The sequence below is a fragment of the Curtobacterium sp. TC1 genome (assembly GCF_019844075.1).
Taxonomy (GTDB): Bacteria; Actinomycetota; Actinomycetes; order Actinomycetales; family Microbacteriaceae; genus Curtobacterium.
Genome location: NZ_CP081964.1, coordinates 2548504 through 2569017, shown reverse-complemented (window position 1 = coordinate 2569017; position 20514 = coordinate 2548504). Strand labels below are relative to the sequence as shown.

Here is a 20514-nt window from a genome sequence, read left to right as displayed (position 1 = left end):
GCTCGTCACGGCAACGGCCCGTTCCCCTCGGGGGAGCGGGCCGTTCCGCGTCCGCGGCCGGTCACGGCGACACGCCCGGGATGCCGCCTGGCTTGGCGCAGCCGTCCGCCCCTGCGTAAAGTAATCACTCGTTGCCACGGCGGCGGAGAACGGAACGGCTGAGACGGTCCCTGGGTTCACCTGGAGATCTTGTCCGCCACGGTTCTTCCCCGGGTAGCGGATTTCATAGCCTCTCTGGCGGAGCATCTTCGGGTGTCGAGTGGGGGAGTGCGTCTGGTCCTTGAGAACTCAACAGCGTGCACATTGTCAATGCCAATTTATTGATTGACCTCGTGCCTGGCCTTCCTTCGGGTTGGTTGGGTTTGAGACAATTCCTTTTGGATTGAAGATTGTCAGTAGACAGTCAACAGTCAGAATCAACTCGGTCTGGCACCTTTTGGGGTGTTGGGTCTGTATTTTTTTACGGAGAGTTTGATCCTGGCTCAGGACGAACGCTGGCGGCGTGCTTAACACATGCAAGTCGAACGATGATGCCCAGCTTGCTGGGTGGATTAGTGGCGAACGGGTGAGTAACACGTGAGTAACCTGCCCCTGACTCTGGGATAAGCGTTGGAAACGACGTCTAATACTGGATATGATCACTGGCCGCATGGTCTGGTGGTGGAAAGATTTTTTGGTTGGGGATGGACTCGCGGCCTATCAGCTTGTTGGTGAGGTAATGGCTCACCAAGGCGACGACGGGTAGCCGGCCTGAGAGGGTGACCGGCCACACTGGGACTGAGACACGGCCCAGACTCCTACGGGAGGCAGCAGTGGGGAATATTGCACAATGGGCGAAAGCCTGATGCAGCAACGCCGCGTGAGGGATGACGGCCTTCGGGTTGTAAACCTCTTTTAGTAGGGAAGAAGCGAAAGTGACGGTACCTGCAGAAAAAGCACCGGCTAACTACGTGCCAGCAGCCGCGGTAATACGTAGGGTGCAAGCGTTGTCCGGAATTATTGGGCGTAAAGAGCTCGTAGGCGGTTTGTCGCGTCTGCTGTGAAATCCCGAGGCTCAACCTCGGGCTTGCAGTGGGTACGGGCAGACTAGAGTGCGGTAGGGGAGATTGGAATTCCTGGTGTAGCGGTGGAATGCGCAGATATCAGGAGGAACACCGATGGCGAAGGCAGATCTCTGGGCCGTAACTGACGCTGAGGAGCGAAAGCATGGGGAGCGAACAGGATTAGATACCCTGGTAGTCCATGCCGTAAACGTTGGGCGCTAGATGTAGGGACCTTTCCACGGTTTCTGTGTCGTAGCTAACGCATTAAGCGCCCCGCCTGGGGAGTACGGCCGCAAGGCTAAAACTCAAAGGAATTGACGGGGGCCCGCACAAGCGGCGGAGCATGCGGATTAATTCGATGCAACGCGAAGAACCTTACCAAGGCTTGACATACACCGGAAACGGCCAGAGATGGTCGCCCCCTTGTGGTCGGTGTACAGGTGGTGCATGGTTGTCGTCAGCTCGTGTCGTGAGATGTTGGGTTAAGTCCCGCAACGAGCGCAACCCTCGTTCTATGTTGCCAGCGGGTTATGCCGGGGACTCATAGGAGACTGCCGGGGTCAACTCGGAGGAAGGTGGGGATGACGTCAAATCATCATGCCCCTTATGTCTTGGGCTTCACGCATGCTACAATGGCCGGTACAAAGGGCTGCGATACCGTAAGGTGGAGCGAATCCCAAAAAGCCGGTCTCAGTTCGGATTGAGGTCTGCAACTCGACCTCATGAAGTCGGAGTCGCTAGTAATCGCAGATCAGCAACGCTGCGGTGAATACGTTCCCGGGCCTTGTACACACCGCCCGTCAAGTCATGAAAGTCGGTAACACCCGAAGCCGGTGGCCTAACCCTTGTGGAAGGAGCCGTCGAAGGTGGGATCGGTGATTAGGACTAAGTCGTAACAAGGTAGCCGTACCGGAAGGTGCGGCTGGATCACCTCCTTTCTAAGGAGCATCTGGCCTCGTGTTGTCCCTCATCGGGGCATGCATGGTCCAGGCGCCTGATTCGGACCGAACGTGTCCGACGGGTAGCTCATGGGTGGAACATTGACAGTGCAGCTGGTACCGATGGTGCTGGCCTCAGTACGCTCCGCTTGCGGGGTTGGAACGGGTTGGTGTCGCACGGGTTGGCTGGTGCACGTTGTTGGGTCCTGAGGGACCAGGCTTCCTGATCTGCTGTGAGGTGGGTTGGGGGTTGGGCCGCATGGAGTGATCCGTGGTGTGTCCTTCGTTGGGCCGCATGAAGCACTGTCGTTGGATGGTGGGGAGTGTGGTGCCGATCGTATGTTGAGAACTACACAGTGGACGCGAGCATCTTTGATTCGCGTCATCCAATCGATCTGAGGTCTTCGGGCTGATGGTTGTGGGTGATGACGGATCGCAATTTTAATCTTTGTGGTCAAGTTTCTAAGAGCAAACGGTGGATGCCTTGGCATCTGGAGCCGAAGAAGGACGTAGAAATCTGCGATAAGCCTCGGGGAGCTGATAATCGAGCCCTGATCCGAGGATTTCCGAATGGGGAAACCCCGCTGGGCGCTTTTGTGACCTGGTGACTCCCGCCTGAATATATAGGGCGGGTAGAGGGAACGTGGGGAAGTGAAACATCTCAGTACCCACAGGAAGAGAAAACAACATGTGATTCCGTGAGTAGTGGCGAGCGAAAGCGGATGAGGCTAAACCGATCATGTGTGATAGCCGGCGGGCGTTGCATGGTCGGGGTTGTGGGACACGTCGCTCAGTTCTGCCGGACTGGGGCGGTTACAGCGCATCATAGTCGAACCGGTTTGAAAGCCGGGCCGTAGTGGGTGCCAGCCCCGTAGACGAAATGGTGTTATGGCCGGATGTGTATCCCAAGTAGCACGGGGCCCGAGAAATCCCGTGTGAATCTGTCAGGACCACCTGATAAGCCTAAATACTCCCAGATGACCGATAGCGGACAAGTACCGTGAGGGAAAGGTGAAAAGTACCCCGGGAGGGGAGTGAAATAGTACCTGAAACCGTTTGCTTACAAACCGTCGGAGCCTCCTTTGTAGGGGTGACGGCGTGCCTTTTGAAGAATGAGCCTGCGAGTTAGTGATATGTGGCGAGGTTAACCCGTGTGGGGCAGCCGTAGCGAAAGCGAGTCTGAATAGGGCGTTTGAGTCGCATGTTCTAGACCCGAAGCGAAGTGATCTATCCATGGCCAGGTTGAAGCGACGGTAAGACGTCGTGGAGGACCGAACCCACTTCAGTTGAAAATGGAGGGGATGAGCTGTGGATAGGGGTGAAAGGCCAATCAAACTTCGTGATAGCTGGTTCTCTCCGAAATGCATTTAGGTGCAGCGTTGCGTGTTTCTCGCCGGAGGTAGAGCTACTGGATGGCCGATGGGCCTCAACAGGTTACTGACGTCAGCCAAACTCCGAATGCCGGTGAGTGAGAGCGCAGCAGTGAGACGGTGGGGGATAAGCTTCATCGTCGAGAGGGAAACAACCCAGACTACCAACTAAGGTCCCTAAGCGTGTGCTAAGTGGGAAAGGATGTGGAGTTGCATAGACAACCAGGAGGTTGGCTTAGAAGCAGCCACCCTTGAAAGAGTGCGTAATAGCTCACTGGTCAAGTGATTCCGCGCCGACAATGTATCGGGGCTCAAGCACACCACCGAAGTTGTAGATTTCGCACATTGACAAGCCTTCGTGGTTCAGTCGTGCGGAGTGGTAGGAGAGCGTCGTGTGGCGAGTGAAGCGGCGGAGTGATCCAGCCGTGGACGCTACACGAGTGAGAATGCAGGCATGAGTAGCGAAAGACGGGTGAGAAACCCGTCCTCCGAAAGACCAAGGGTTCCAGGGCCAGGTTAATCCGCCCTGGGTAAGTCGGGACCTAAGGCGAGGCCGACAGGCGTAGTCGATGGACAACGGGTTGATATTCCCGTACCGGCGAACAACCGCCCAAGCTAATCCAGTGGTGCTAAGAGTCCTAACCCGGTTCAACCGGATCCCTTCGGGGTGATGGTGGCCGGTCTAACGCTCGACCCCATGCTGGTGCGGTTAGCGTATGAACAGGTGTGACGCAGGAAGGTAGCTGAGCCAGGCGATGGTATCCGTAAGGTGAACCTGGTGTAAGGATGTAGGGCTGACGATAGGCAAATCCGTCGTCTGTGTGCCTGAGATCCGAAGCGTACCCGTAAGGGGAAATCAGTGATCCTATGCTGCCGAGAAAAGCATCGACGCGAGGTTGCAGCCGCCCGTACCCGAAACCGACTCAGGTGGTCAGGTAGAGAATACCAAGGAGATCGAGAGAATCGTGGTTAAGGAACTCGGCAAAATGCCCCCGTAACTTCGGGAGAAGGGGGGCCGGACACGTGACCGGACTTAGCTCCGTGAGCGTTGAAGGCCGCAGAGACCAGTGGGAAGCGACTGTTTACTAAAAACACAGGTCCGTGCGAAGTCGCAAGACGATGTATACGGACTGACGCCTGCCCGGTGCTGGAAGGTTAAGAGGAAGGGTTAGCCTTTGGGCGAAGCTCTGAATTTAAGCCCCAGTAAACGGCGGTGGTAACTATAACCATCCTAAGGTAGCGAAATTCCTTGTCGGGTAAGTTCCGACCTGCACGAATGGCGTAACGACTTCCCAGCTGTCTCAACCGCGAACTCGGCGAAATTGCACTACGAGTAAAGATGCTCGTTACGCGCAGCAGGACGGAAAGACCCCGTGACCTTTACTACAGTTTGGTATTGGTGTTCGGTGTGGCTTGTGTAGGATAGGTGGGAGACTGTGAAGCGGGCACGCTAGTGTTCGTGGAGTCATTGTTGAAATACCACTCTGGTCACTCTGGATGTCTAACGTAGGACCCTGATCGGGTTCATGGACAGTGCCTGATGGGTAGTTTAACTGGGGCGGTTGCCTCCCAAAGAGTAACGGAGGCGCCCAAAGGTTCCCTCAACCTGGTTGGCAATCAGGTGGCGAGTGTAAGTGCACAAGGGAGCTTGACTGTGAGACTGACAGGTCGAGCAGGGACGAAAGTCGGGACTAGTGATCCGGCAGTGGCTTGTGGAAGCGCTGTCGCTCAACGGATAAAAGGTACCTCGGGGATAACAGGCTGATCTTGCCCAAGAGTCCATATCGACGGCATGGTTTGGCACCTCGATGTCGGCTCGTCGCATCCTGGGGCTGGAGTAGGTCCCAAGGGTTGGGCTGTTCGCCCATTAAAGCGGTACGCGAGCTGGGTTTAGAACGTCGTGAGACAGTTCGGTCCCTATCCGCTGCGCGCGTTGGAAATTTGAGAAGATCTATCCCTAGTACGAGAGGACCGGGATGGACGAACCTCTGGTGTGTCAGTTGTTCTGCCAAGGGCACCGCTGATTAGCTACGTTCGGACCGGATAACCGCTGAAAGCATCTAAGCGGGAAGCCGTCTTCGAGATGAGATTTCCATGCACCTTGAGTGTGAGAGGCTCCCAGCAGACTACTGGGTTGATAGGCCGGATGTGGAAGCGGGGACTAACGACCCGTGGAGCTGACCGGTACTAATAAGCCGAAGACTTGATAACACACTGATTTCCCGCACCTTCGTGTGCGGCGCTCGCGTCCACTTTGTGGTTCCCGACAGACGATCGGGAATCAAACTGAATAAATAGCTCAGCTACAGCTGGGACATGTTTGAGACCAGATCATGGTCGACAGTGTTCCGGTGGTCATAGCGAGAGGGAAACGCCCGGTCACATTCCGAACCCGGAAGCTAAGCCTCTCAGCGCCGATGGTACTGCAAGGGGGACCTTGTGGGAGAGTAGGACGCCGCCGGACTTAACCTCAGGAACACCAGGGAACCCCTGACCAGCACTGGTCAGGGGTTTTCTGCGTTCACGACCGCTCCGGAGCGGGGCGTGACGGTAGCATTGGCGGGTCATGACTGCGCCATTCACCACTGCTTCCGGGTCCGAGATCCGTGTCCGTTTCTGCCCGAGCCCGACGGGGACCCCGCACGTGGGGCTCATCCGCACGGCGCTCTTCAACTGGGCGTACGCGCGCCACACCGGCGGCAAGCTCGTGTTCCGCATCGAGGACACCGACGCCGCCCGTGACAGTGAGGAGTCGTACGCGCAGATCCTCGACGCGCTGCGGTGGCTCCGGCTCGACTGGGACGAGGGCGTCGACGCCGGCGGGGAGCACGGTCCGTACCGACAGTCGGAGCGCACGGCGATCTACGACGACGTCATCGCGAAGCTGCAGGTGTCCGGGCACGTCTACGAGTCCTTCGTCACCCCCGAGGAGATGGAAGCCCGCAACAAGGCCGCGGGACGCGATCCCAAGCAGGGGTACGACAACCACGAACGGGACCTCACCGAGGCCGAGCGCCAGGCCTTCCGCGACCAGGGCCGCGAGCCGGCGCTCCGGCTCCGGGTGCCGGACCGTGACCTGAGCTTCGACGACCTGGTGCGTGGGGAGATCACGTTCAAGCAGGGCACGTTCCCCGACTTCGTGGTCGTCCGGCCGAACGGCAAGCCGCTGTACACGTTCACGAACCCGGTGGACGACGCCCTGATGGGCATCACGCACGTGCTGCGCGGCGAGGACCTGCTGTCCTCGACCCCGCGGCAGATCGCCCTGTACGAGGCGCTGTACGAGATCGGGCTCGCTCCGTCGATCCCGGTGTTCGGTCACCTGCCCTACGTGATGGGCGAGGGCAACAAGAAGCTCTCCAAGCGTGACCCCGAGGCGAACCTGTTCCACCACCGGGACGCCGGCATGATCCCCGAGGGGCTCGTCAACTACCTGGCGCTGCTCGGCTGGTCGATCGGTGCCGACCGCGACGTCTTCTCGATCGACGAGATGGTGGCGGCGTTCGAGGTCACCGACGTCAACCCGAACCCCGCACGCTTCGACCACAAGAAGGCCGAGGCGATCAACGGCGACCACATCCGGCTGCTCGACGCCGCGGACTTCCGGTCCCGTCTGCTGCCCTACCTGAGCGACCTCGTCACCGATCCGCCCACCGCGGAGCAGCTCGAGGTCCTGACGAAGGCGGCTCCGCTCGTCCAGGAGCGCATGCAGCTGCTCGGCGAGGCGCCGGCGATGCTCGGGTTCCTGTTCACCGACGACGCCGACCTGGTGGTCGAGGACGACGCGCTGGCATCGCTCAAGGGCGACACCGCCGCGGTGCTCACGGCCGGCATCGCTGCGCTCGAGCAGCTCGACGACTGGCGCACCGAGGCGATCGAGGCCGCGCTCCGCACCGCGCTCATCGACGACCTCGGGCTGAAGCCCCGTGTCGCCTTCGGCCCGCTGCGCGTGGGGGTGTCCGGTCGCCGGATCAGCCCGCCGCTCTTCGAGTCGATGGAGATCCTCGGCAAGGAGTCCACCCTGACGCGGCTCCGCGCCCTCGCGGCCCGCTGAGCGGGGCACGATGAGCACCGCGGGAAGCGCTGCAGGGAGCCCGGACGAGCCGAACACGCCGGTCGTCCACGACGTCGCGGTCATCGGTGCCGGACCCGCCGGGTTGAGCGCTGCGCTCAACCTGGTGCGGGCGAAGCGGACGGTGCTCCTCGTGGACGCCAACCGGCCGCGCAACGCCGCGACCCTGCGCTCGCACGGCTTCCTGACGCGTGACGGGGTCTCGCCGCTCGAGCTCCGGAAGCTCGGCCGTGTCGAGGTCGAGGCGTACCCGGAGGCGACGGTCGTGCAGGCCGTGGTCGACCTCGTGACGCCCGACGCCGACGGCTGGCGGCTGCACGGGACCTGGCGCGGAACAGAGGTGGATGCGCGGGCGAGGACCGTCGTCGTCGCCACGGGGCTGCGCGAGGAGTTCCCGGCGCTGCCGATGCTCCGCGCGTTCTACGGCACCGCGGTGCACAGCTGCGTCGAGTGCGATGCGTACGACAAGGCGGGGCAGCCCCTCGCGTTCATCTGCGAGACCGACGACGTCGTGGACCGTGCGCTGCTCATCGCGGCGTGGACGGACGACCTGATCGTCTACACGAACGGTGTCGCGCCGCTCGACGACGCCGGGCGTGCGCGCCTGGCTCGTGCCGGTGTCGTGATCGACGAGCGGGTGGTCGAGGACCTCGAGGGGGACCGGACCGGGATGACCGGAGTCAGGCTCGTCGACGGCCACGTGGAGCCGCGGACGGGCGGTTTCGTCCGACCGACGTGGCACGCCGACCTCGACTGGCTGCACGTGACCGCAGGCACCGGTACCGGCCCGGACACCGACACGCCCGGCGCGCCGACCGCCCTCGAGCGCGATGCGCAGGGGCTCCTCGTCGTCGACCGGGTCGGCCGGACGACGGTCCCCGGGCTGTACGCCGTGGGGGACGTGACCCCTCCCGGGCCGGAGCAGCTCATCGTGGCGGCCGGGCACGGAGCCGCGACGGCCGCTGCGGTGCACCGTGACCTCGTGGGTGGTCTTGCGGACCTCCGGGATGCTGTACAGTAGTTGATCGTGCCCCGGACAACGGGGCCGAAAGGCCAGCAGGCCTTTTGGGGTATGGTGTAATTGGCAACACAGCGGTTTCTGGTACCGTCGTTCTTGGTTCGAGTCCAGGTACCCCAGCACTCGAAGAACAGCCCCCGGGACATCCCGGGGGCTGTTCTCGTTTCACCGGAGATCCGAAGGCTCCGGACAGCGCGTTCCGAGGTTGCGCGGAACCGCACGATGCGTCGTGTCCACGCGGCCCGCTCCGGGCCCTGGACCGTCCCGGTTCGCGGGCCGAGCGCGCCGACGGTGGCGAGCCGTGCCTCCTGGCCGGGTTGCGGGACCCCGCACCGCGCGTGACGCCGCTCGTGGGCGGCACCGCGCCGCACGTACGGTCGCAGGACCGACGCGGGACACGCGGCGGCCCGCCGACGATCATCCGAGGTGTCATCGTGACCTCCGCCGACCCGCTGACGACAGCCGACCACTGGACCCACCGCGCCGCGATCCCGCTGGCCGGCGACCACTCCGTCCTGGACCGCTGGGACCGCGTGGTCGCGCTCCACGGCGACGCAGCGGCACTCGCCGGCGACGGCCGCCCGTACACCTTCCGGCAGGCGGACGGTGCGTCGCGCTCCCTCGCTTCGGTGCTCGACGCCGAGCTCCGACCCGACGACCGCAGCGGCGCGGGAGTGGGCGCAGTCGCCGGCGGAGCGTCGAAGCCGGTCGGCGTCATGGCCGGCCAGACCACCGAGGCCGTCGTCGCGATCCTGGCGCTCGTCCGCGCGGGGCGCACCGTGGTGGTGCTCGACGAGCACCTGCCCGTGGTCCGGCTCGGACACGTCGCCCGGCTCGCCGGCGTCGACGAGATCGTGGCGGATCCCGCGCGCGCCGACCTCGCGGCCACCGTCGTCGCCGAGCGCGACGGACGCGTGCACGCACTCGCCGACCTGCTCGAACGACACGGCGAGTCGGCGAGCGACGAGCGGGCGACCGACGTGACGGCGGCGGACACGGCAGCGGACACGGCAGCGGACACCGCAGTCGACGCGCCCGCCGGCACCCGCGCCGCCGGCACCGGACCCGGCACCCAACCCGGCAGCCGACCCGGCACCCAACCCGGCAGCCGACCCGACACCCGACCCGGCGGCCGCGACCCGTTCGCGATCGTCTTCACCTCCGGCTCGACGGGCATGCCGAAGGGCGTCGTCCTGACGCACCGGCAGCAGCTCGCGAACGCCGAGCAGGACGCCGTCGCCCTCGGCACCGGTCCCGACGACCGGCTCGGCGTGGTCCTGCCACTGTCGTTCGCGGCCGGGCTGCTGTTCTCGTTCGACACGCTGCTGAACGGGGGCAGCGTCGTGCTCCTCGAACCCCGCGAACTCGGGGTCGAGCGCCTGCTCGCACGGTTCACCGACGACGGCGTGAACGTCCTCGTCTGCACCCCGCACCTGCTGCGCTCGATCGTCGGCTCGCAGACGGCACCCGGGGCGCAGGCGTCCGGCGCGGCGCCCGCGCTCGGCGGCCTGCGCTTCCTGATGACCACGGGCGAGGCGGTGACGGGGGCGGACATCGCCGCCGCCCGCCCGCACCTCGACCCGTCGACGCTGCTCCTCAACGCGTTCGGGTCGAGCGAGACCGGCTGCGTGGCGTACTGCCCCGTCGAGCCCGGGTCGCGGGTGCCCGAGGGCGTCGTCCCCGCCGGGTGGCCGTTGCCCGGCAAGCAGGTGCTCGTGCTGCGCGAGGACGGCAGCCGCGCCGACCCGGGGGAGACCGGCGAGCTCGTCATCGTCTCCGAGGGCCTGACCGCCGGGTACTGGGGTGCCCCGGAGAAGACCGCCGAACGGGCCGGACGAATCGACGACGGCACACCGACCTGGCGTCAGGGCGACCTCGCCCGGATCGAGCCGGACGGCCGGCTCGTGCTGCTCGGACGGTCCGACGACGCCGTGAAGGTCCGCGGGTACCTCGTCGAACCGAGCGAGGTCGAGGCGGCGCTCCGCGCGATCCCCGAGGTGCACGACGCCGTCGTCACGGCGCAGGTCGACCCGCCCGCAGTGACCCGCCTGGTCGCGTACGTCGTCGGCCGTCCGGGCCAGCGGACCCCCGCGCCCGCGGCCCTGCGGCTGGCCCTGCGCGACCGCCTGCCGGAGTACATGGTGCCGGCGTCGATCGTGCCGATGACGGAGCTGCCGCGGAACGAGCGCGGCAAGGTCGACCGTGCCGAGCTGCCGGGTGCGCCGAGCATCGAGACCGAGATGGTCGAGGGCGAGTATGACCAGTGGGAGCTCGTGGTCGGGCAGATCTGGGCCGAGGTGCTGGGGCTCCGGGGTGTGCACCTCGACGAGGACTTCTCCGCGCTCGGCGGCGACTCGCTCTCCGCCGAGGAGATGCTCGCCCTCGTGCAGAGTCGGCTCGGCATCGACCTGCGGTCCTCGGACGTCCTGCAGCACCCCACGCTCCGGGCGTTCGCCCGACGGGTGCGCAGCGGCACGACGGCGCTGCCGAGCCACCCCGACGTGGTCAAGGTGTCCGGCGCGCGCGAGTCCGGCCGTCCCCCCGTGTTCTGCTTCGCCGGCGGCGGAGCGCTCGCGCTGACGTTCCTGCCGTTGTCCCGCTACCTGCCCGAGCACGACGTGTACGCGTTCCAGCAGCACGGCCTCGAGCGTCGGGGGATGCCGGACTGGAGCATCCAGGCCAGCGCCCGCCGGTACGTCGCCCTGATGCGCATCGTGCAGCCACGCGGACCGTACCTGCTGGTCGGCCACTCGCTCGGCGGGCTGATCGCGCTCGAGATCGCCCGACTGCTCACCGAGAGCGGCGAGCAGGTCGAGCACGTCGCGCTGCTGGACACCTACCTGCCGCGGACGGGCGCCGAGGGGGTCCGGCAGCAGTTCGGCCGGCTCGAGCCGCGCGAGCACCGGAACCCCGCGGTCCGCGCCGCCGGCCAGCGCCTCGCCGGGGCCGTCCGGCGGGTCATGCCCACGGGCATGTCGTGGGGCGACCACGTCGCGAAGCGGATGCGCGCCTACAGCGCGGGTGTGCTGCGGCACGGCGGCCAGAAGGACTTCGACGCCTTCTTCGACCAGGCCGAGCTCGTCACCCGGCGGCACCACCCGACGCCGTTCCACGGGCGGGCGACGTACGTGCTCGCCGACGCGAACCCGGACGCCGCCGGCTGGTCCGCGCTGCTGCGCGGCCGGACCGAGACCGTGCGGATCGCCGCCGAGCACAGCTCGTTGCTGCGGGAACCGCACGTGGCCGACCTCGCGACGGCGCTGCGTGCGGCGTTCACGACGGAGGGCGCGGCCCGGAACTGAGCAGCTGCTCACCGGGTGCGGTGGACGCGACCAGGAAGCGGACGGGAGGCGCGGTGCCAGCTGGCACCGCGCCTCACGTCACGTCTGCTCCTGCGTCCACGGCACGTGGCCGCGCGGTGTTGCGGGTTTCCGTATCCGCAGCCGAGTGTCCGCAATGGACCGCACCGCGCATTGACCGCCTGCCACCCCGCGACGATGGTTGGACACGCGGGGGAGAGTACCCACTCACCTGCGAAGCCGGCGGCGTCGTACCCGCGTCCCGCTGCTCGACCGACGACGGTCACCGTCGTCGATGCGTCATCCGAGGACGCGCCGCTCGTCACACGAGCCACAACCCGACAGCAACCCTGACCCGACAGGACCGCGCCCATGCCCGCACGTACCGTTCGCCCTGCAGACCCGAGGGTCTCCGTCGTCATCCCGGCGCGGAACGAGGCCCGAAACCTCGAGATCATCCTGCCGAAGCTCCCGCCGGTGTACGAGGTGATCCTGGTCGACGGCAACTCCGTCGACGACACCATCGCCGCCGCACAGCGCGTGATGCCCGACATCCGCGTCGTCCACCAGACCCGCAAGGGCAAGGGCAACGCCCTCGCCTGCGGGTTCGAGGCCGTCACCGGCGACGTCGTCGTCATGTTCGACGCCGACTGCTCCGCCGACCCCGACGAGATCCCGCGCTTCGTGCAGGCACTCGTCGAGGGCGCCGACGTCGCGAAGGGCACCCGCTACTCGCTCGGCGGCGGCAGCGACGACATCACGATCGTCCGCAACCTCGGCAACCGCGGCCTCAACATGCTCTGCAACATCATCCTCGGCACCCGCTACAGCGACCTCTGCTACGGCTACAACGCCTTCTGGGCGGACGTCCTGCCGGAGATCGGCCTGCTGTCCTCCGAGCTGCCGAAGCCGACCGACGGCTCGATGCTGTGGGGCGACGGGTTCGAGATCGAGACCGTGCTCACCTGCCGCTGGTCGGCCGCCGAGCTCGCGATCACCGAGGTCCCCAGCCACGAGAAGCTCCGCGTGCACGGCTCCAGCAACCTCAACGCCGTGACCGACGGCATCCGTGTGCTGAAGTCGATCATGCACGAGCGTCGCCGCGCTGCGATCGGCCGCTCCGAGGTCCGCCGTGCCGCCATGAGCGTCGTGCCGCCGGCCGAGCAGCTGGCCGCCGCGCCGCACGCCGCGGCGCCGCACGCAGCCCCGGCTGCAGCGCACGCGACGGTCCACGCGGCCGGGCACGCCCCGGTCGGCGCACCCGTCGCCGCGGTCGCCAGCCTCGAGGAGGAAGTCGCGTGACGACCGTCGCGGTCGTCATCTGCGCGTACACCCAGCAGCGCTGGGGTGACCTGCAGGACAGCGTCGAGTCCGCCAAGCGCCAGCCCGAGGCCCCCGAGGTCGTCGTCGTGATCGACCACGAGCCCGAGCTCCTCGCCCGCGCCGCTGCACGCTGGCCCGAGCTCCGAGTCGTCCCGAACACCGAGGACCGCGGCCTGTCCGGCGCCCGCAACACCGGCGTCGCCCTCACCGACGCCGACGTCGTCGCGTTCCTGGACGACGACGCCACGGCCGACCCGGACTGGCTCGGCCACATGCTCACCGCACTCGAGGACCCCGACGTCGTCGGCGTCGGCGGTCGGGCCACCCCGTCCTGGCCCACCGCCACCGGTGCCGGCCCCTACGCGGACGAGCTCCTCTGGATCGTCGGCTGCTCGTACCGGGGCCTGCCGGAGACCCCCGGCGACGTGCGCAACGTCATCGGGTCGAGCATGGCCTTCCGCCGTGACGCGATCATGCTCGCCGGCGGCTTCCGCTCCGGCATCGGCCGCGTCGGCAACCAGCCGCTCGGCTGCGAGGAGACCGAACTCTGCATCCGCATCGCCCAGGCCCGTCCGGGTGCGCGCATCCGCCACGAACCCCGGTCGAACGTCTCGCACCGGGTGTCCCCGGACCGCGTGACGATGCGGTACCTGCGTCGTCGCAGCTACTACGAGGGCATCTCGAAGGCCGTCCTGAGCCGCCGCGTCGGCACGGGTGACTCGCTCGCCAGCGAGTCGACGTACCTGACCAAGGTCATCCCCGGAGCGGTGCTGCGCGAACTGCGGCACATCGGCCGCGGCGGCGCCCTGCGCGCCTTCGCGATCGTGCTCTCCGTCGCGTCGACCGTCACCGGCTACGCCGTCGGCCGTGTCCTCGGCGGCGTCGTCGTCCGCACCCCGGCCACCGTGCCGGTCGCACAGCCGGTGGGCACGAGGTGACCCGCGCGACCCTGGCGATGGTCATCTCGCCGATCGTGACCGGCCCGCTGTCGCCGACGTGGGACGGCGCCCTGTGGGTCGGTGAGGTCGACCGGGCCGACGTGCACGCGTCCAGCCACCGTGACGTGGTCGCACTCGAGGGCGCCGCGGGCTACCGGCGCGCTCGACTGCTCGTCCGCGACCGCGGCGAACCCCTCGGCTTCGTCGAGGCGGACATCACCGAACGTCGCCGCATCGGCGGGACCATCGACGTCCGGACCCTCCAGCGCGCGATCCGGCCGATGCCGGTGCCCGAGCGTCGGCCGGCAGCAGGTCTGGTGCTGCCGTCCGTCACCGTGGTGCTCTGCACGGACGGTGCCGCCGGCACCACCATGCGGTCGGTGCTCGCCAACGAGTACCCCGACTTCGACGTCGTCGTCGTCTCGCACGGCGCCGACGACAGCGGCGCCGCGACGGTCGCGATCGGCGGACGCCGCGTCACCACGATCGCCGCACCGGCCGGTGGCCTCGCCGCCGCCCGTAACGCCGGACTCCTCGCAGCGAGCGGCGACGTCGTCGCGTTCGTCGCCGAGGGTGCCGTCGTGGACGGCGACTGGGTCGCCGCGCTCGCCGGAGCGTTCGCCGCGGACCCCGACGTCGCCTGCGTCACCGGACTCGTCCCGAGCGCCGAACTCCGCACCCCCGCGCAGCGCTGGCACGACGACCGCACCGCGGCCGGCCGGACCGTCCGCCGTCGGGTGTTCCGCCTCGACGACACCGACGACGCACCCCCGCACCACCCCTTCGCCGCCGCTGCCTACGGCACCGGTGACAACCTCGCCGTGCACCGTGCGACCGCGCTCCGGATCGGCGGCTTCGACACCGCCTTCGGACCGGGGACCCGCGTCGGCGCCGGCGACGACCTCGACCTCTTCACACGACTGTTGTTCGCCGGATCCGCGATCGCCGTCGAACCGGCCGCCATCGCGTGGCAGCGATCGGCGGACGACGTCGCGTCGCTCCGCGCCGCCGCTGCCGCGCACGGCCACGGACTCGGAGCCTGGATGACCAAGAACGCCATCGACCGCGAGTCGCTCACCGCATCGGTGGACGCAGCGCCCGAGGCGCTCAGCGCCTTCGCACGACTCGGCCTCGAGCAGGGCGACCGTGTGACGGACATCGCCGGCGACCAGCCCGGCACCGGTGAGGACCGCGTCCCGGACGCGGTCGACACCGAGTTCGCCGCCACCCGGCGGCGACTGCGCGGGGTCGAGCGTCGCTCGGTCCTGGCGGCGCCGTTCCTCGCACTCACCGAACGGCTGCGCGGCGGCGGCACCATCGACCGGAACGCACGTGGTCGTCACGAGCTCCGGCACGGCCTGGCCTCGGCCGGTCCGGCCCGCCCGGTCGCGGTGGACGCCATGAGCCCGGTCGCGCGGCTCACCGCAGCGGCGATCGTCGTCCTGACGCTCCTCGTCGCCGGGGTCGCGGCGCTCGCTGGACTCCCGGTCCTGCGGGGGAGTGCGATCGGCGTGTACCTCTTCGCGCTGCTCGGCGTCGCCCCGCTGCTGCTCGTCCGCCCGATGCCGTTGGCCCGGTTCAGCGTCTTCGCGGTCACGGCGTCGCTCGTCGGGACGATCGGCATCGGCTACACGATGGCGACCTTCCAGCTCTGGAACCCCACCGCACCGTTCGTCGGTGTCGTCGTGCTCACCGCGGTCGCCCTCGCCGTCGCCGTGCCGCGGGACGTCGCCGAACTGCAGCGGGCACGCCTCGCGCCGGTCACCGAGGGGGCCACCGCCCGCCGCTGGACCACCACCCACACCGTCACGGCCGGCTCGGTCGTCGGGCTGCTCGTCATCGTCGTCGCCGCGCTCACGCACATCGGCGACCCGGTGCCGGACGGGCTGTTCGGCTCGCTCGGCCCCGGCCTGGTCGTCGGACTGGCGATCGTCGTCGCCGCTGCCGTCGTCGCCCTGGTGCGCGGCCGCGGACTCGCGATCCCGGTCGTCGTGCTCGGTGGGTCGATCCAGCTCGCGCAGGCCATCACCTACGGCATGCCCACCGTCATGGCGGCCGCCCGCCACATCGGTGTGCTCGAGTACATCCGACGCTGGGGCTCGACGAACCCGGCCGCCGACATCTTCCAGACGTGGTCCGGGCTGTTCGCCGGCGGCGCCTGGGTCGCGGACGTCGGCGGGATCGACAACGCGATGACCATCGCCGCGTGGGTCCCCGTCCTGCTGGCCTTCAGCACGACGATCGCCGTCGGGGTCCTCGCCGCCAACTGGCTGCCGGGCAACCGCCGCCCCTGGATCGCGGCGTTCCTGACCGCGATGACCGGCTCGCTCAACACGACGTACTTCTCGCCGCAGTCGGTGGGCATCCTGATGTCCCTGGTGATCCTCGTGCTGGCCGTCGGCCCGCTGCGACGCACCGCCGCGACCGCTGCCGACGGCGTCCGCTCGACCGTGCTGCGGGCACGCCGCGTGGGCCTGTCCCGGATCATCGCCATCACCCTGATCGGCATCGTGCTGGTCGTCACCCACCAGATCTCGCCGTACCTGACGGTCGCCGCACTCGTGACGCTCATCGTGTTCCGGCTGCTCCGACCCTGGTGGCTCCCGATCGTGGTGCTCGTGCCGGCCGTCGGCTTCGCCCTGCTGAACGACGACATCCTGGGGAAGTTCCTGTCCCTCGGGGCCGTCGGCAAGGTGCTCGACAACGTGCAGCCGCCGTCGCACGACATGACCGTCCTGCCGAAGCCGCTCGTCACCCGGCTCGCGTTCGACATCCCCGCAGCGGCGCTCGTGGTGCTCGGCCTCGTCGCCGTGATCACGGTGCTGATGCGCCGGGACCGCGTGCACTGGGGGCTGCTGGCCACGGCCGCGAGCCCGATCTCGCTGCTCGTCGCGACGAACTACGGCCAGGAGGGCATCTTCCGCGTCGTGCTGTTCGCCACACCGTGGATCGCGATCCTGGCTGCCGGGCTCCCGATGCCCAGCGGCCGGTTGGCGCCCGTCGGTCGCCTCCTCACCCGCACGATGCGGCCCACGGCCGTCCGGGTCGTCGTCGCCGCAGCAGCGGTGGCCGCGATGGTCGGGGTCGGCGCCTTCGGCCAGACCGCCCTGGACTGGAACCGCGTCCCGACGCGCAGCCAGTCGGCGGCGACGCAGTTCTACGACTCCACCGCGCCGAAGGGGTCGATGATGCTGCTCACCGGGTCGGCCAACGCCGTCCCGAGCAACACCGGCGCCCGCTACTTCGACGTCGGGGCACTGTCCCGCGAGGTCCTCGGGGCGTACCCGGAGCCGCAGGGCTACGACGCCGAAGCCGACGTGTCCACGATGACCCGCCAGTTCGTCCTCGACTGGCCGGCGACGAAGTACTACGCCCTGGTCGCCGAGCCGTTCGGCGCCTACGACGAGCGCTACGGCTACCAGACCGACGCCGACTACCAGGAGCTCGCGGCCGCGATGGCCGACTCGCCCTACTGGAAGCGCGTCTTCGGCTCCGGCACCACCGCCGTCTACGAACTGACCCCGGAAGGGCTGGCACATGCCACGAACTGAGCACGACACGGTCCGGACCTCCCGGCGGACGCGGCGCATCGGCGCCGCGTCCGCCGCGGCGGTGCTCGGCCTCGTGGCGTTCGTCGTCCCGACGCTCACCGCGACCGGTGGAGCGGCGCTCGCCGACACCACGACCGGACAGTCGTCGGCGTCGGGGGCCGCCGCCGGTGCGGACTGCAGCGCCGGCCGGGTGCTCACGATGGTGGCGCACGCCGACGACGACCTGCTCTTCTCTGGCACCGAACTGCGCGCCGACGTCGACGCGGGCAAGTGCGTCCGCTCCGTCGTCGTGACGGCGGGCGACGCCGGCAAGCCCGCCTGGTACTGGCAGGCCCGTGAGGACGGCCTGATGGCCTCGTACGCCGAGATCGCCGGCGTCGACGCGGACTGGACCACCGGTCAGGTCGTCGTGGCCGGGAAGACCCTGCGCACGGAGACCCTGGCGACGCATCCCGAGCTCAGCCTCGTGTTCCTCGAGCTGCCGGACGGGAACATCGACGGGTCGGGCTTCGCGGCCACCGACGACGAGAGCCTCGAGAAGCTCTACGAGGGCCACATCCCGACGATGCACACCGTGGACGGGGCGTCGCAGCCGACGTCGTACTCGCTGACGTCCCTGCGCGCAACCTTCGCCGGGCTCGTCACCGGGTACGCGCCCACCGAGATCCACACCCTCGACCACGGCGGCACGTACGGCGACGGCGACCACAGCGACCACCACACCGTCGCGTACCTCGCCGACGAGGCCCAGACGACGTACACCGCGGCCCACACCTTCACCGGGTACCTCGGGTACCCGATCGCGAACCGCCCCGCGAACCTCAGCGCCGCGCAGACCGCCGCGAAGGCGGCCGCGTTCTTCGCCTACGCCGCGTACGACGGTGAGACCTGCGGTTCCACGTCCGCCTGCGCGTCGCGCCCGGAGGGATCCTGGCTGAGCCGGCAGTACGCCGTCGGCTCGTCGTCCGAGCCGCCGACCGACCCGACCGAACCGCTGCCCGCACAGGGCACCGACATCACCGCCGGTGCGACCGTCACCGCGAGCGCCGAGAACCCGGCGGACGGCCAGACGGCCGTCAAGGCCGTCGACGGCGTGGTGAGCGGGTACCCCGACGCCCCGACCGCCGAGTGGGCGGCTCCGTGGGGCGGCGTCGGCACCTGGATCCAGCTGGGCTGGGCAGCCGGCACGACCCTGCACGAGATCGACCTCGCCGACCGTCCGAACGGCGACGACCAGGTCACCGGCGGCACGCTGACGTTCTCCGACGGTTCGAGCGTCGCGGTCCCGTCGCTCGACAACGGCGGCGCCGTGCAACGCGTCACGTTCAGCGCCCGGCAGGTCAGCTGGGTGCGGTTCACGGTCGGTTCGGTCAGCGGCACGACCCGGAACGTCGGCCTCGCCGAGATCCGGGCCTTCCGGCCGACGGACACGACGCCCACCCCGACGCCGACCCCCACGCCGACCCCCACGCCGACGCCCACGCCGACGCCCACGCCCACGCCGACCCCGACCCCGACCCCGACGCTGTCGGACGTCACCGGGTCGGCCACCCCGACCGCCGCGTGGGACGACCAGTCCACCGGGCAGACCGTCGCCAAGGCGGTGGACGGTGTGGTGTCGGGCTACCCCGACACCACGACGGCCGAGTGGGTCGCCCCGTGGGGCCGGACCGGGGTCTGGATCCAGCTCGACTGGGCCGCCTCGCAGCGGCTCGGCCGGATCGTGCTCCACGACCGCCCGAACAGCGCCGACCAGGTCACCGGCGGCACCCTGACGTTCTCGGACGGCAGCCAGGTCGCCGTCGGCACCCTGCCGAACGGCGGCGACGCCCTGACGGTCGACTTCACCCCGCGTGACGTCACCTGGGTGCGGTTCACGGTGACGGGCGTCTCGGACAGCACGGGCAACGTCGGACTCTCCGAGGTCCGCGCGTGGACGACCGGGTGACCGACGAGCAGGGCGACGGCCAGGAGGCCCGCCCCGTGTGGTCCGAACACGTCGCCGACGACGCGGCGTCGGCCCACGGCGCCCCACCGGCACACGGTCGTGGCCTGTCCCGGCACCGGCCGTCGCGGCGCGCCGGCACCCGCCGGACCGCGTTCGCGGCCGGCGCCCTGCTCGTGGCTGCCGGCATCGTCGCCGGCACCACGACGGCGACCACCACGGCGAACGGTGACGACGTGACCCTCGACGACCCGAGCGGCGTCTCGATGCCGAGCTCCGAGCCGGAAGGGTGGACCCGGGTGTTCGGCGAGGACTTCGCCGACGCCGCCACGAACCGGACCTTCGAGTCCCGGTACTCGGACCGGTTCGTCGCCTACCACGGGTTCGCCGACACCGCGGGCACGGGGCGCTACCAGGCGTCCACCCTGTCGACGCACGACGGCGTCCTCGACGTGCGGCTGCGCACCACGCGCGCCGGGGTGCCGCTGGCGGGCGGTGTCGTGCCGCTCGTTGACGGCCAGTGGGGCGGGCAGACCGCCGGCCGGTACAGCATCCGGATGCGGAGCGACGAGGTCGACGGCTACGGCGTGGCCGTGCTGCTCTGGAGCGACGAGAACCTGTGGTCCGACGGCGAGATCGACTTCCCCGAGGGAGCGCTCGGCGCGCCCGCGTGGCTCAACGTGCACTGCCTGGCGGACCCTGCCGAGAAGTGCATCCACCAGCAGACCGAGGCGTCGCTGAAGGACTGGCACACCTACACGATCGAGTGGACCGCCGACCGGATGTCGTTCCTGGTCGACGACGAGGTCGTCGGCACCACGACGGAGAACATCCCGACGGCTCGGATGCACCTGGTGGTGCAGGCCGGGTCGAACGCCGGGAACCCGCCGGCGGACGCCGCCGGGTCGCTCCTCATCGACTGGATGACGATCGACGTGCCGGCGGACGGTGCCGAGCCGAGCGCGTCGCTGCCGGACGACACCGCCACGACGGCCCCGGACGACTGAGCGGTCCCGA

General features: G+C 68.2%; 8 protein-coding genes, 1 tRNA gene and 3 rRNA genes. All 12 read left to right on the top strand.

What is annotated here, in order from left to right:
• Positions 1 to 459: 459 nt before the first annotated feature.
• The 12 genes from KZI27_RS13170 (at position 460) to KZI27_RS13115 (ending at position 20504) form a co-directional block, all read left to right on the top strand.
• Positions 460 to 1981: ribosomal RNA gene (locus KZI27_RS13170) — 16S ribosomal RNA — on the top strand.
• 452 nt (positions 1982 to 2433) lie between these two features.
• Positions 2434 to 5562, top strand: a 23S ribosomal RNA gene (locus tag KZI27_RS13165).
• 136 nt (positions 5563 to 5698) lie between these two features.
• Positions 5699 to 5815 (top strand): 5S ribosomal RNA (gene rrf, locus KZI27_RS13160).
• Together the 16S, 23S and 5S rRNA genes form the textbook arrangement of a ribosomal RNA operon.
• A 102-nt stretch (positions 5816 to 5917) precedes the next feature.
• Positions 5918 to 7405 carry a glutamate--tRNA ligase gene (gene gltX / locus KZI27_RS13155; RefSeq protein ID WP_222657965.1) on the top strand — a complete coding sequence of 496 codons (1488 nt, stop codon included), beginning with the start codon at positions 5918 to 5920 and terminating at the stop codon, positions 7403 to 7405.
• A 10-nt stretch (positions 7406 to 7415) separates the two neighbouring features.
• Complete coding sequence (locus tag KZI27_RS13150) at positions 7416 to 8444, top strand: NAD(P)/FAD-dependent oxidoreductase (protein ID WP_222657964.1); 1029 nt, start codon at positions 7416 to 7418, stop codon at positions 8442 to 8444.
• A gap of 45 nt (positions 8445 to 8489) precedes the next feature.
• Positions 8490 to 8561: transfer RNA gene (locus KZI27_RS13145), tRNA-Gln, on the top strand.
• Between the two features lie 314 nt (positions 8562 to 8875).
• Complete coding sequence (locus KZI27_RS13140; RefSeq protein ID WP_222657963.1) at positions 8876 to 11743, top strand: non-ribosomal peptide synthetase; 2868 nt, start codon at positions 8876 to 8878, stop codon at positions 11741 to 11743.
• A 369-nt stretch (positions 11744 to 12112) separates the two neighbouring features.
• Complete coding sequence (locus KZI27_RS13135; protein WP_222657962.1) at positions 12113 to 13042, top strand: glycosyltransferase family 2 protein; 930 nt, start codon at positions 12113 to 12115, stop codon at positions 13040 to 13042.
• Positions 13039 to 14001 carry a glycosyltransferase family 2 protein gene (locus KZI27_RS13130; protein ID WP_123312247.1) on the top strand — a complete coding sequence of 321 codons (963 nt, stop codon included), beginning with the start codon at positions 13039 to 13041 and terminating at the stop codon, positions 13999 to 14001. The genes KZI27_RS13135 and KZI27_RS13130 overlap by 4 nt, the downstream gene beginning before the upstream one ends.
• Positions 13998 to 17552 carry a glycosyltransferase gene (locus tag KZI27_RS13125; RefSeq protein ID WP_222657961.1) on the top strand — a complete coding sequence of 1185 codons (3555 nt, stop codon included), beginning with the start codon at positions 13998 to 14000 and terminating at the stop codon, positions 17550 to 17552. Before KZI27_RS13130 ends, KZI27_RS13125 begins: the two co-directional genes overlap by 4 nt.
• A complete protein-coding gene (locus tag KZI27_RS13120) occupies positions 17539 to 19500 on the top strand; it encodes a PIG-L family deacetylase (protein WP_222657960.1) in 1962 nt (653 codons plus the stop codon). The genes KZI27_RS13125 and KZI27_RS13120 overlap by 14 nt, the downstream gene beginning before the upstream one ends.
• Positions 19485 to 20504, top strand: a complete 1020-nt coding sequence (locus KZI27_RS13115) for a glycoside hydrolase family 16 protein (RefSeq protein WP_222657959.1) — start codon at positions 19485 to 19487, stop codon at positions 20502 to 20504. Before KZI27_RS13120 ends, KZI27_RS13115 begins: the two co-directional genes overlap by 16 nt.
• The last annotated feature ends 10 nt before the right edge of the window (positions 20505 to 20514 follow it).